Source organism: Staphylococcus sp. HMSC067F07 (genome assembly GCF_001837405.1).
GTDB lineage: Bacteria > Bacillota > Bacilli > Staphylococcales > Staphylococcaceae > Staphylococcus > Staphylococcus capitis.
Map to the genome: position 1 here is coordinate 51,886 of NZ_KV832232.1, position 13,591 is coordinate 65,476.

At 32.9% G+C, this 13,591-nt stretch carries 14 protein-coding genes and 1 pseudogene; 5 read left to right on the top strand and 10 right to left on the bottom strand.

Annotated features, from left to right (window positions below):
* Positions 1 to 93 precede the first annotated feature (93 nt).
* Together HMPREF2706_RS02955 and HMPREF2706_RS02960 are read right to left on the bottom strand one after the other, a co-directional pair.
* Entirely contained in the window at positions 94 to 1,635 is a 1,542-nt protein-coding gene (locus HMPREF2706_RS02955; RefSeq protein ID WP_023351027.1) for an NAD(P)H-binding protein, read from the bottom strand.
* 183 nt (positions 1,636 to 1,818) lie between these two features.
* Complete coding sequence (locus tag HMPREF2706_RS02960) at positions 1,819 to 1,920, bottom strand: SE2200 family small protein (protein WP_016898541.1); 102 nt, start codon at positions 1,918 to 1,920, stop codon at positions 1,819 to 1,821.
* 271 nt (positions 1,921 to 2,191) lie between these two features.
* Here HMPREF2706_RS02960 and HMPREF2706_RS02965 point away from each other — a divergent pair, with 271 nt between their 5' ends.
* On the top strand, positions 2,192 to 2,818 hold the full coding sequence (locus tag HMPREF2706_RS02965; protein WP_070862182.1) for an FMN-dependent NADH-azoreductase: 627 nt from the start codon (positions 2,192 to 2,194) through the stop codon (positions 2,816 to 2,818).
* A gap of 103 nt (positions 2,819 to 2,921) precedes the next feature.
* Here the strand turns inward: HMPREF2706_RS02965 and HMPREF2706_RS02970 are convergent, their stop codons facing one another.
* The 3 genes from HMPREF2706_RS02970 to HMPREF2706_RS02980 form a co-directional block, all read right to left on the bottom strand.
* The gene (locus HMPREF2706_RS02970; RefSeq protein ID WP_070862183.1) at positions 2,922 to 3,767 is read right to left on the bottom strand and encodes a poly-gamma-glutamate hydrolase family protein; all 846 of its coding nucleotides are present in this window, start codon (positions 3,765 to 3,767) and stop codon (positions 2,922 to 2,924) included.
* Positions 3,768 to 3,979: 212 nt separating this feature from the next.
* A complete protein-coding gene (locus HMPREF2706_RS12200) occupies positions 3,980 to 5,560 on the bottom strand; it encodes a poly-gamma-glutamate hydrolase family protein (RefSeq protein WP_030059214.1) in 1,581 nt (526 codons plus the stop codon).
* A gap of 372 nt (positions 5,561 to 5,932) precedes the next feature.
* On the bottom strand, positions 5,933 to 6,388 hold the full coding sequence (locus tag HMPREF2706_RS02980) for a MarR family winged helix-turn-helix transcriptional regulator (protein ID WP_002436214.1): 456 nt from the start codon (positions 6,386 to 6,388) through the stop codon (positions 5,933 to 5,935).
* A 172-nt stretch (positions 6,389 to 6,560) separates the two neighbouring features.
* Between HMPREF2706_RS02980 and HMPREF2706_RS02985 the strand changes: the two genes are divergently transcribed.
* Entirely contained in the window at positions 6,561 to 8,201 is a 1,641-nt protein-coding gene (locus HMPREF2706_RS02985; protein ID WP_030059216.1) for an alpha-keto acid decarboxylase family protein, read from the top strand.
* Positions 8,202 to 8,310: 109 nt separating this feature from the next.
* Here HMPREF2706_RS02985 and HMPREF2706_RS02990 read toward each other — a convergent pair whose 3' ends face one another.
* Positions 8,311 to 9,168 carry an ABC transporter substrate-binding protein gene (locus HMPREF2706_RS02990; protein WP_070862184.1) on the bottom strand — a complete coding sequence of 286 codons (858 nt, stop codon included), beginning with the start codon at positions 9,166 to 9,168 and terminating at the stop codon, positions 8,311 to 8,313.
* A 184-nt stretch (positions 9,169 to 9,352) separates the two neighbouring features.
* Between HMPREF2706_RS02990 and HMPREF2706_RS02995 the strand changes: the two genes are divergently transcribed.
* The 3 genes from HMPREF2706_RS02995 to HMPREF2706_RS03005 all read left to right on the top strand — a co-directional run bounded on the left by HMPREF2706_RS02995 (position 9,353) and on the right by HMPREF2706_RS03005 (position 10,381).
* Positions 9,353 to 9,610 (top strand): type II toxin-antitoxin system Phd/YefM family antitoxin, encoded by a 258-nt coding sequence (locus HMPREF2706_RS02995; RefSeq protein ID WP_002436168.1) that lies wholly within the window; start codon positions 9,353 to 9,355, stop codon positions 9,608 to 9,610.
* Positions 9,603 to 9,872 carry a Txe/YoeB family addiction module toxin gene (locus HMPREF2706_RS03000; protein WP_070862185.1) on the top strand — a complete coding sequence of 90 codons (270 nt, stop codon included), beginning with the start codon at positions 9,603 to 9,605 and terminating at the stop codon, positions 9,870 to 9,872. The genes HMPREF2706_RS02995 and HMPREF2706_RS03000 overlap by 8 nt, the downstream gene beginning before the upstream one ends.
* Before the next feature lie 143 nt (positions 9,873 to 10,015).
* Positions 10,016 to 10,381, top strand: a complete 366-nt coding sequence (locus HMPREF2706_RS03005) for a DUF4870 domain-containing protein (protein WP_002436243.1) — start codon at positions 10,016 to 10,018, stop codon at positions 10,379 to 10,381.
* Between the two features lie 63 nt (positions 10,382 to 10,444).
* On the opposite strand, the gene HMPREF2706_RS03010 is transcribed toward HMPREF2706_RS03005, so the two are convergent.
* From HMPREF2706_RS03010 to HMPREF2706_RS12445, 4 genes and pseudogenes are all read right to left on the bottom strand, one after another.
* The gene (locus HMPREF2706_RS03010; protein WP_172969460.1) at positions 10,445 to 11,593 is read right to left on the bottom strand and encodes a CapA family protein; all 1,149 of its coding nucleotides are present in this window, start codon (positions 11,591 to 11,593) and stop codon (positions 10,445 to 10,447) included.
* A gap of 542 nt (positions 11,594 to 12,135) precedes the next feature.
* Complete coding sequence (locus tag HMPREF2706_RS03015) at positions 12,136 to 12,894, bottom strand: alpha/beta hydrolase (protein ID WP_070862186.1); 759 nt, start codon at positions 12,892 to 12,894, stop codon at positions 12,136 to 12,138.
* Between the two features lie 113 nt (positions 12,895 to 13,007).
* Positions 13,008 to 13,190, bottom strand: coding sequence for an LPXTG cell wall anchor domain-containing protein (locus tag HMPREF2706_RS12440; protein ID WP_002454144.1), 183 nt, complete (start codon positions 13,188 to 13,190; stop codon positions 13,008 to 13,010).
* 39 nt (positions 13,191 to 13,229) lie between these two features.
* Positions 13,230 to 13,591 (bottom strand): annotated as a pseudogene (locus HMPREF2706_RS12445) (hypothetical protein); the annotation flags it as partial.

Sequence of the window (13,591 nt, forward strand, 5' to 3'; positions counted from 1 at the left end):
TTATTAATCTAAGTTTGCTTTATATTTTTTCATTACGCTATTTAGATCATTTTCATCTGGATAGAAGTACAATAAGTTGTCATTACCAACTATTTATAATTCTGCGTTTGACATACTTTCTTTTTTCATTTGATTGCGCTTAATTAAAGCAAACGCTCCTGCTCCTCCTGCCACTAATGCAACTGCTACTGAAACACCAATAATAATATTTCTTGTCATATCTTGCTCACCTAATCCTTTCTTTTGTTTTGATAATTTTGCCATTCTATTCTTAAATATGTTCATTACCGTTTTATGGGCTTTCGCTTGTGTTAATTTATAAACGACCCATGGTAATGTTGGTTCATATTCTTGAAGGGCAATAATCCCTTCATTTGTATTTCTCAATCTGCGAAATTCGAAACGTGCATTTCCTCCATTATCCGCATGTGCTAAATCGCCACCGACAATGCGATAAACTGCCATTTCTTCACTTGAGTCATGTTCATCTTTTTTCATTTTCAAAATAAATTTATTAATAAATGGTACATTCATATTGAATTCATGTTCATTAATCGTACCTTTCACTAAGTGCAATGTAATATTATTTATGAAACGAGCATATTCCGTTGTCACATCTTTAATACTATATCCATCAGGAATTTCAAATCGTGTGATGGCGCGCACATCTTTAATTTCTTCTTTCTTAGATTTAGAGTGACTAGAACTTTGTTTCGCCTTCTTCTTTTTCTCTTCTTTCTCTTCGTCTAAAGCACGTTTCACACTATCTTCAAATGTAATATTTCCTAATGACAATTTAGGTACGATGCGTTTATCATGCGGTACCATATCATGAATTAAACTATTCATTAACGGATAAACCATTTCTTTCGGTACACTTGAAATCAATTGAACCCAATAACGACTTACAATTATCGGTATAATGGGCAAGTCAAGCATAGGTAATGGTTTGTCTAATACTTTAGCTGTGCGCTGAATCAACTCTTTATAATTCATTGTCTCAGGCCCACTAATATCGATAGATTCATTTTCAGATGGAGAGCGTTCAACAAGTGCTGCTAACCCATCTATGACATCTTCTATCGCTACTGGTGCTATCATGTTATATGCCCAACTAGGTAATACCATAGCTGGTAAACGTTCAACTAAACGCTTAAGTATCGGATAAGAACTTCCCTTCGCACCAATAATTAATCCAGCGCGTAATGTACTAACCGGAATACCATAATCACCAAGAATCTTTTCACATTCAAGACGACTTCTTAAATGAGCTGATAAATGATTGTCATCTGGAATCAAACCACTCATAAAGACAATATGTTTAACACCCTGCTTTTTCGCTGCACGTGCGAAGTTATCTGCAAGCAGTGCATCCATATCTTCAAAGTTAGCTTGTGTTAACTTTGCTGATGGCATCATTGAATGGACGAGATAAATGGCTGTATCGATCCCTTCCATTACTTCAGTAATTTCATCTAAATCAAATAAATCTGCAGATTTCCAAGTAACATTCTCCTCATTCTGTTTGTTACTCGTATTTCTAGAAATCGCGATGATTTCATGTTGATCTTTTAATTTATCTTTAAGGTGACCACCGATATATCCCGAGGCCCCAGTTAATAAAATTTTAGACATCTTTCCACCCCTCTTAACTATTGTGGATTCTTGATGCTTTTGAAAATGAAAGCCCCCTACTTCAATAAGTTGATATTCATTTCCTATATCAATATATATACCCGAAATTTACAAAAAAAGACAAAATCCAAATGGATTTTGTCTTTTATCTTCAATATAATCACTTACTTTGATAAGTAAATTTTAGTATTCGATATTTGGTGCTTGGTTAACATGGTTTTGGTATTTTTTAAAACCATAATAAGCTGCGCCAGCTAATGCTAAAATAACTGCTAATTTTTTCATCTGTTACACTCCTTTCTAGGATGCTTAATATGAACATGTAAGCTGTTCAAATCTTTAATACTATTATACACTTTTTAAAGTTAATTTTAAAAACTTCAAATTCAGATAATATTAATTTCATGAAAATAAATTGTGTACTTGTAGAAATAGGCACATATAAAATTATTTTATAGTCCATTAGGATGATTTTTAATTTAACATATTGTGAAATCTCCCTGACTAAGTATAATTATTATATCAACTATACAACATTTTTAAGGAGAACTAAAAAATGGCAAAATTATTATACATTACAGCTCATCCACTCGATGAACTCGTTTCAAATTCTATGGCAGCTGGCAAAGCTTTCATCGACGCTTATCAAGATAATCACTCAGAAGATGAAGTTAAACACATCGACTTATTTACTGAAGATATTCCTCATATTGATAAAGATGTATTAATTGGTTGGGGAAAAGCTGCAAAAGGCGAAGAACTTACTTCTGAAGAAAGTAAAAAAGTTACTCGTTTAGGAGCCATTCTTGATGAATTTTTAGAAGCTGATAAATACGTATTTGTTAGCCCAATGTGGAACTTATCATTCCCACCTGTTTTAAAAGCTTATATCGATGCAATTACAGTAGCAGGTAAAACATTTAAATACACTTCAGAAGGACCTCAAGGTTTACTCACTGATAAAAAGGTACTTCACATTCGATCTAGAGGCGGATACTATAGCGAAGGACCGACTGCAGAAATTGAATCTGGAGACCGATATTTAAGAAACATTATGACATTCCTAGGTGTACCTTCATACGAAACTGTTATTATTGAAGGTCATAACGCTGAACCTGAAAAGGCTGAAGAAATCAAATTAGCCGGCGTTGAAGAAGCAAAAGAACTAGCTAAAACTTTCTAAAATATATTAGCGAAAAATCTCAGAAAAGCATTTGCGATTCTGAGATTTTTTATTTTCTACTATTTTAATTTTTGCATTTAATATTCTTTCATATAGCCACACTTTATCTATCTTTTCCTGATTCATCAACTTGTTGTACGGCTTTATCAATGGCATCTGAAAAACGATACATCGCCGGTGACCAATTACTTCTATTATTTCTAGATTTCGCAGATAGTTTTTCATTCACAAATAAAGATTTTCTTAAAGCTGTCGTTAATTCAAGTTGCACACCTTTCCCTTTGATATCTTCATTAATGAAATTTTCTTTTAAGTCTCCACCTAAATAAGTTGGTGCGATTTTAACAACAAAATGATGTTTAACTAATTGTTTTTTAATTGCTTCTTTTAAAGGTGTATCTAATCCTCCAAGATAAATGACAGGTTTATCCCCTTTAGCACCATGTATGGAAACTGCATAATCTTTAGATTTAACCATATTTAATAATGTAGGATCATTATAATGACTTGAAGTGACATGCAAATCTTCAGCATGTTTTTTTCTTAAAACGGTAAATGAAAAATAATCATAGTGATTATCGTTAGCTATTAATTTAGTTAACTCTGTGGTACCCTCTTCAATGTTTCCTCCGTGAGGCGCAATAATTAATACATGACTTCCTACTTTTTTAACTTCTTTCTTCCAATCCACATTCCGTTTTGTATGCTTAAATAAATCAGTCATAGATTTAAAACGGTCTTTATGATGTACATCTTCTTGTGCTGATTCTGAAGGCTCAAGATTGACAGTGGATGCCTGTCCCTTATCTTCTCCTTGACCTACAATCAGTGGTACATGATGCAACTTTGAGTGATGCGTTGCAGAATTCTTATGTTCATGTGTTATAGCACAGGCGCTAGTGATTCCTATAATTAAAATGACTAAGCAAATAAGTATTGATAATTTCATTTTACTTGAGGTACTTATTGATATTCTCTTTTTCAAAATCAAACATTTCCCTTCTTACCATTTATAAAAGAAGTATTTCAAATCAATTTATTAAATTTGAAATACTTCTATTAGTTATAAATATAAAAAATAATAGGGCTATCGAAATCATCCTTTAGCCCTATTATGACAATATTGTTATATAGTTTTTGAATTAATTTACTTCTACAAAATTAATGATTTGGATAAATATTGTTGATACTCGTATATAACGCATCAACAAATGTCTGCATCAGCGGCGTCCAATTACTTTCATTAGAACGATTCTTAGTACTTGTATCACCATTATTGAAGAAAGCTTTTCTGAGTGCAGTTGTTAGCTCAAGTTGAACGCCTGTATTGTTTTCTTCTCTGTTTATAAAGTTATTTTTCTTTACTCCTCCGATATAATCAAGTGGAGCCATCACTGTAAAACCACTACTTTTTAATTGTGTTTCCATTTCATCTCTTAAAGTGGAAGGTGGTCCTCCTAAATAAATAATTTGATCTGTACCAGCTGCACCATGAATAGAAATTGTAGCTGTGCGATTTTGAATCATTTGGTTAAGAGTAGGATCATCATAATGCGTTGAAGTAACGTGTAATTCAGTATTATTTTTAGGTCTTATAGCTTCAAAAGAGAAATAATCATAATTTCCTTTTTTCGCCAAAGCTTTCGTTGCTTCTGTCGTTCCTTGTTCAATGTTTCCTCCATGAGGTGCAACAATAAGTACTTTCGTACCATTATCTCTTGTATCTTTTTTCCAATCTACACCTTCCACCGTTTCACTCTCAAGTTGTGTCATCGATTGATACTTATCTTTTATATGTCCTTCTGGTGCAGTACCAATCATTTCTTGATTATTATCTGTTTGATTAGTGGTAGGCACGGTAGTTGCCGGTGTTGTTGTAGGCTGCTTAGTTGATGTTGATGGCTTTGTCGGTATCGTAGTTGATTTTGTTGCTGAAGTTGTAGACTTCGCTGTTGAAGTTGTAGGTTTAGTCGTTGTCGTAGTTGATTTCTTAGTTGATGATATAGGCTTTGTCGACGTTGAAGTTGATTTTGTTGTTGATGGCTTTGTTGTAGATGTTGTAGACTTTTTAGTCGAACTTGTGCGAGTAGATGTGCTTGTATGAGTAGCGGTCGACTTACTTGGAGTTGTTGTGCGAGATGTTGTCGTTCCACTCTTACTTCCCGATGTTGATGACGACGTACGTTTCGTAGTTGTAGTAGACTTTGTTGCTTTAGTCGTAGTAGTTGATTTTTTAGATGTTGATGATGTTCTTGAAGTTTTAGCTGTCGGCTTAGTAGATGTAGATTTTACTGCTGATGTAGATTTTGGTCGAGTAGTAACTGACTTAGTAGTTGTCGTTTTACCCGTAGAAGTTGTGGGTGCTTTGGATACAGTAACTGAAGTTTTACTACTCGTAGCTTGTTTAGTTGGTGCTTTCGTAACTACAGGTTTTATACTCTTAGTCGATTGTTTAGTAGGCACGACTTTCTTAGTAGTTTGAACTTTGCTTGTCTGATGAACTGGCTTAACTACCTTTGTAGATGTTACTATCGGTTTAACTGTAGTTGTTTTAACCCTCGATTGCGTTGATGTACTTTTACCATTAGTCGTTGTTCGATGAGATTGTGAATAACTCGAGTGCGTACTAGCTTGAGCTTGATTACCCATTGCGCCTATAGTGCCTAATCCAATTAAAGCAGTGACTGCTCCCAAAGTCACTTTTCTAAATGAAAATGCACGAGTATGTCCTAATATTTTCATACCATTTCCCCTTAAAAATGAATTAATATAAAACAATAATATACCATTTTCTGTTAAAAGCAATACTTTTTTATTTAGTTGTAGTAAACATTTAAAACATACTTACCTTTTTTATTTCTTACATTATTGAAAGTTAACCTACAAATCATTGAATAACACTTATTACCTAATTAACCTAGAATTAAGTAACTAAACCAAATGAGGAGGAATCGCAATGGTATTAGGTGCTTTAGGGTTAATTGCATTACTTATTTTATTAATCCCAGTAGGTTTTATTGCATTAGTTGTAAGTCTAATTAAAAAGAATAGCCAATAATCATCATTATATATATTTTGAAAACAAAGAAAGCTGAGACCGTCATTCATACAGTCTCAGCTTTTATCAGTTTCCTTTAAATGTTCTACTGTTTTAAATCCTTCACGATAATTCGCTAATTCTTCCATTATGGCATACCAGTCATTACCAACATTTTGCTTGGTCTGATGAAATAAATCATCTTGTGCTTTATTCAACTTATGAATTAACGCATCGCCTTTTTGTGTAGAATATAATTTTTTTACACGACGATCCACTTCAGACGTTTCTTCATAAATCAAACCTTCTTCTTTCAATTTACGTAACGTTCCATGAGAGCCTTGTTTAGATATTTCTAGAGTTAACAATAATTCTTTAATAGTAATGCCTGGTAATTTATTGATGAAAAATAAAAAGCGATGATGTTGACGACTCATACCATATTCTTCAATAATTTCATCTGCCGTTGTAATAAAAGTTTTGTACGCGAAATAAAATAACATGTGTTCATAATCATTTTTATTCATCGACATTTGTGTACTTTCCCTTCTCTTCAATATCGTCATTATAATAAAAATAATGCTATTCGTCATCAATTTCAGATTTTTTTAACTTTTCAATAAAGGTCAAGTTTATTGACTTTAATTATTATAACAGATAATATTTTAGATGTAATATAAATACAATACAAAGGTGGAGTTGAATATGAAACAACGCGTAGGACAATATTTAATGGACGCAGTTTATGCAGCCGGAGTAGATAAAGTCTTTGGTGTTCCCGGGGATTTTAACCTAGCCTTTTTAGACGATATTATTTCACATGAACATATAGAATGGATTGGCAATACGAATGAATTAAACGCGAGTTATGCCACAGATGGTTATGCACGTATCAATGGTTTAGGTGCTATGGTCACTACATTTGGTGTTGGTGAACTTAGTGCAGTAAATGGCATTGCAGGTTCTTATGCCGAACGTGTACCAGTAATAGCTATCACAGGCGCACCAACTCGTGCAGTAGAAGAAGCTGGAAAGTTTGTACACCATTCACTTGGTGAAGGTACATTTGATGATTACAGAAAGATGTTCGAACCTATTACAACTGCTCAAGGTTACATTACTCCTGAAAATGCAACAACTGAAATTCCTAGATTGATCAATGCAGCAATTCAAGAGCGTCGACCAGTTCACTTACACTTACCAATTGATGTTGCATTAGCTGAAATCGAAGTTTCAGAAACATTCCAACCTGAAGACGTGCCTCATCAAGATGTTAAAAAATATATTGATATGATTGAAGATAAATTGAAATCAGCGAACCAACCACTTATTATTGCAGGACATGAAATTAATAGTTTCAACTTGCATAAAGAGTTAGAAGAGATTGTTAATCAAACAAATATTCCAGTCGCTCAATTATCACTAGGTAAAGGTGCCTTTAATGAAGAAAACCCTCATTATATTGGAGTATTTGATGGTGAAATTGCTGAAGATAAGATTAAAGATTATGTGAATAACAGTGACGCGATTTTAAATATCGGTGCGAAATTAACTGACTCAGCAACAGCTGGCTTCTCTTACGAATTCGACATTGATGATGTCGTGATGATTAATCATAAGAACTTCAAGATGAATGATACAGTTGCGAATGACGTTACATTACCTAGCTTAGTACATGGTTTGAAGGATCTTCATTTTGAAAATAAAAACGACTACCCTCAATATGAAAGACCACAAAAGAATAATTATGAACTAAGTGATCAGCCATTAACTCAAGAAACATATTTCAACATGATTCAAGATTTCTTACAATTAGACGATATCTTAATCGCAGAGCAAGGGACATCTTTCTTCGGTGCATATGACTTAGCAATGCATAAAGATAATACATTTATAGGTCAACCACTTTGGGGTTCAATTGGTTATACGTTACCAGCCACATTAGGTACTCAAATTGCTGACCCTCAACGTAGAAATGTCTTACTCATTGGCGATGGTTCATTACAATTAACGGTACAATCATTATCTACAATGATACGTCAAAACTTGAAACCTGTTATCTTTGTTATCAATAATGATGGCTACACTGTTGAGAGAATGATTCATGGTATGAAAGAACCATATAATGATATACGCATGTGGGATTATAAAGCTTTACCTGCAGTATTTGGCGGAGACAATGTCGAAGTACACGATGTTAACACGTCAGAGGAATTAAAGCGTGCATTTGAAAAAATTAATTCAAATAGCGATCGTATGCACTATGTAGAAGTAAAAATGGCAGTGGAAGATGCACCAGTAAAATTAAGTGAAATTGCCAAAGCATTTGCTTCTCAAAATAAATAAATTTCATACTCATTGTAATTGAATGAGACATAACAATGCCCTCCTATCAATGTATTGATAAGAGGGCATTTTCTTTAAGCTTTATTGTTTTGAGCAATTAAACGTTTTATTACTCAGTAAATTGTGTAATGTCTTCTAAAATTTGTTCTGCTGCTACTAAACCACGATGTTTAGCCCATGTTTCACGATTAACTTCATGAACACGATTGTTTTTAACAGCATCTAATTGATTCCATACATCTGACTCTTTAAAGTTATTGAAATCTTTTTGGTTATCTTCATCTACCATAACAATTAAGCGTTCTGGATTAACTTCAGCAACTTTGCTAATAGGTAATTTATGATAATCAGCACCCATATATCCAGGTAAATCATTTTCATTTTCTTTAGAAATACCAGCTTTAAAACCTACATCTTCTAATAATTGACCAACATAAGATTTAGAAGCATGAATGATTAAATCTTGATCAGTAACAACGCCAGCGATTGTAGCAACATCTTTATCTATACGTACTTTAGAACTTAAATCTTTAATTTCTTTTTCATGATTATCTAAAATTGTTTTACCTTCATCTTGTTTAGAAACAACTTTCGCAATATAATCGAATGATTCTTTGTTTTGTTTATAGTCTGCATCAAAACTTTTAACTAATACTGTAGGTGCAATTGAATTTAAATCTTCAAAGATAGATTTATGTCTATCCTCATCTGCGAAAACCACTTGTGGCTCAGCATTTTTAATGTCATCAACACTAGGTGTTTGACGATGGCCAACTGATTGATAACTACCTACATTTTTACGAGTTTCACTGTCTAAATTGTCTACATTGTTATCATCTGCAATACCAGTTACATTTACGTCTAATTTCACTAATGCTTCTACAAATGAATACTCTAAAGCAACTGCAGATTCAACTGTATCAGGAACTTCAACTGTGCCAACATTTTGTTTAATTTCTTTAGTCATGCGAAACATTCCTCCAAAAATTAATGATTAGTTCTATTAAGTGCTTTTGTAAATGGTTACATATGATGTATGTCCGAATTTATCATTTTTAAACATCAATATGATTTATAGACAAAAAATATTGATGACAACAGAGCGGACGCATTGTACAATAAATTGTACAATGTTTAAAGGAGCTGTTAATATGCCTTCAGTTAATTATTCAAACGCTAGACAGAATTTCAAAGAACTTATTACTAAAGTGAACGAGGATAGTGTGGCTTACACTATTACGACAAAGGAAAATGAAAATGCAGTGATTTTAGCTGAAAAGGATTATAATGCGATGTTGGAAACGATGTACCTTCAATCCAATCTCGCTAATGTGTCTCACTTAAATCAATCAATTATGGAATTGAATCATAACCAAACAATTACAATAGAGATTGATGATAATGAGTAAGTTTAGTGTAACTTTTACAGCTCAAGCATTTAAAGATTATCAATATTGGCAACAACACAATCAAAATTATTTTAAAAAAGTGAATGCTTTACTTAAAAGTATTGCAAGAGATGGTTGTGTCGATGGTATTGGAAAACCAGAAGCATTAAAAGGAAACTACGAAGTCTATTTCAGTAGAAGAGTTTCAATAGAACACCGATTAATATACAAAATTAAGGATGATTCAATATTCGTAGTGTCTTGCAGATTTCATTATCAATAAAGTAACCGTTTCGCGTGAAACAGTTACATAATTAAAATTACTTTGAACAATATAACCCTTAGTTACTATTATTTAGTCATTTACTTTAATAATTAAAATGTATATATTTAAAGTAAATCATACAAAAAGGGGCTAAATGATATATGAAATTGGTGAATCAATCTAAAAATCCTCATGCATTTAAAGATGTTTCTGATAATGAAACTACGATTGCTATGGTCATTTGGTTATTATCATTTTTCACAACTTTCTTAGGGCCACTCATTATTTGGGTATTAAAAAGAGATGATTCTGCTTTTATCGATCAACAAGGTAAAAATTATCTTAATTACTTAATTAGTTATCTTATTTATACAATTATTGCATCCGTTTTAGTCTTTGTACTTATAGGCGTCGTCTTATTGTTCATCCTTGGTATAGCAATGATCATTTATTCAATCGTCGCAATCATATTTGTACTCAAAGGTGAAGACTATGTCGTGCCTTTTACAATAGAATTCATTAAATAATTTAAGTTACTATATAAAAACGGCGCTTAAACGTTTTGACGTTTAAGCGCACTTCTATATCTTCTATAAACTTTCATCATCTAAGAATTCTTTATCAATAACTTCTTTAGTAATGTCTTGCAATCTTTCTTTTGTCATATTTGCTCCATTAACATAATGTAAACCATGTTTCTCTGCTAATTTGTCAGTATAGTCATGTAAAGGATATATTTTAAAATCTTTTTTAGAATTCTTATCATATACATTGGCTAATTCGTAATGATTAACCATACTTCTCCACTTCACGTTTTCCACTTTAACGCCTTTTGGATTTTTAACTAATTTAAAATTAAGACGCCCTAATAAATCATTGCTTTCATTACCTGTAGCTTGGCCGTTTAAAAAGTTACCAAGTGAATATGCAACAAGTGTTTTATTGCCATCTTTCCCTTTCACCCATTTCACCGGCTCGATAACGTGAGGATGCATTCCTAACACTACATCAACTCCTGCATCTGCAAAGACTTTTGCGTATCTTTCTTGAGTTTTATTTTCCATATGATGACCTTCGTTGCCCCAGTGAGCTGATACAATCACTGCATCACTTTGCTTTTTAGCCTCTTTAACATCCTTTTTAATTTGTGTTTCATCAAATGTATTAATTGTGTATGGATGGGAAGGTTTAATACCATTAGTGCCAAATGTATAACTTAACATTGATACTTTTATACCATTAACTGTTTTTGTTGGAATCTCATCTCGAGCTTCTTGAGAGTTAAAAACACCTGTAAATAAAACTTTGTCTTTAAATTTATCCCATGTATGTATACTGTTGTTTATACCAGATTCACCTTGATCCATTGCGTGATTATTAGAGCCATTTACAAAGTTAAAGCCTGTATCTACTAAGTCCTGAGCCACACTACTTGGTGTATTAAAACGCTTAAATCCATGATAAGGTCTATCATCGCCACCAAGTGGAGATTCTTGGTTAACATATGCAATATCGGCATTTTGAATATCTTTTTTAACAGGCTCATACATAGGTTTGAAATCAAAACTATTTTTACCTGTTTTCGCATCATTATAGACTTCAGGGTGGATCAAGTTATCACCTACAGCTACAACAGATGCTTCTGACTCTAGATTAGTAGCTAATGTTAATCCACTTACACATAAAAAAGCAATAAAGAATATAACTGTAGAAATATAGTATTTCAACAATGGCGTCACTCCTAGTTAAAGAATCCAATCTTCAAAACATCTAATATATATTACTCTTATTTTAAACTTAGCAAGATTTTAAAACAATATAATGTAAATTATTTTAAGTTTTCTATAAAATTTTACATTTTCTTTACATTTTAAAAGTTAGGTTTAGTCGTTTGGTTTTGAATTTTCCAAGGTAAAAATCTTATATACAAATACCCCGCGTCAAATTAATCATGACACGGGGTAAATAAATTATTTTCTAGGAAATAAGATTACTACGGTTATAAACTAAATATCTTTGCGTAATCATATAATCTTTTATATCAATTTCAAGAAAATAAGAGTAGCGACTGACAAAATCTTTAGAGTCATACTTAATACGATATGTGTTTCTAAAGTTATACCTAAGTCATTCATTGTCTTAATACAATAAGACAATATCTTATTATGACTAGGATATTGTGTGTCTACCACAGAGTAGAATTTTCAAACTGAAAGCGCTTTGAGTTCATATAAATTTCAATATATTTAGATAATCGTTAAATTTTAATATTCAACTTTAATTATTCTACAAACCATTCAATGGCCCTTTTAATCGCCTTATCCAAAAATGCATAATTATGCTCACCCGGGCTATCCTCGAATGTATAACCAATACCCTTTTCATCAAGCGTGCGAATAAATTCTAAATTATCTTCATATAAGAAATCCTCAGTTCCACACATAATAAGAAGTTCTGGTAATTGCGCATTTGAAACAATTGCTTGTTCTAAAAGATGATACGTATCTAGATTTGTACCTTTAATATCAGTATTCTCTCCAGTGATAGCTTTAGCAGAAAAATTTATCCACTCCAAATCTATGAGAGTTTGCGCTTGGAATACAGCAGACAATGGTGCTGCTTTGGAAAATTCATCTGGTTGGGTAAGCGCAAATTTAATCGTTCCATAACCACCCATTGAATGTCCCGCGATAAAATTATCTTCACGTTTTTTAGAGAGTGGCAAAATTTGATGTACATACTCATATATTTCTAAAATATAGTCATAATAACTATGACCATAGGCCATATTAGCGTAACCACTATGATCTACATTAGGCATAATAATTGCGAGCTGATGTTCATTAGCATATCGCTCAATACTTGTGTATCTCACATAAGTGGTTTCATCACTCGACAAACCATGTAAAAGTAATAATGATTTAAGTTGTTTAGGTGAAGTGGAGTTATCAAAGTAAGTTGAGTCCTCCGGTAAGATGACTGTAAGATTTTGATGCATACCTATTGTCGGTGAACTATAATTCAATGTCATTAAAGCCATGTGCTTCACTCCTTCATTCGTGTTCAATTCTATTTTACATTTACTTTGTTTTATTTCATAGAAAAACCCGAGCAACAAAGCTCGGGTTTAAAAATTAAATAGTAAATGATGGTTTAGTATTTCTTACTTCTACGTTTGCTTCCTACTAAAAGTAATGATCCTAATGCTGCAAGAATACCTCCAAATAACGTACCATTATTTGCCACATCATAACCAGTATCTGGTAGTTCTTGCTTATGATGCTGCTCCATCACTAGATTATTATAATGATGGTTTGAGTCATGATGAGATGTCATTTCATGATACTGTGTTGGTACTACTGGTACTTTATGTTCTGAACCAGAATCACAATTTGAGCCGCTGTCTGAATCTGAGTCACTATCTGAGTCTGAGTCGCTATCTGAATCTGAGTCGCTGTCTGAGTCTGAATCGCTATCTGAGTCTGAGTCACAGTCTGAATCCGAACCACAGTCTGAGTCTGAATCGCTATCTGAATCTGAGTCACTATCTGAGTATGAATCGCTGTCTGAATCTGAGTCGCTGTCTGAATCTGAGTCACTATCTGAGTCTGAATCACTGTCTGAGTCTGAGTCACAGTCTGAATCCGAACCACAGTCTGAGTCTGAATCGCTGTCTGAGTCTGAATCGCTGTCTGAGTCTGAATCACAGTCTGAATCCGAACCACAGTCTGAGTCTG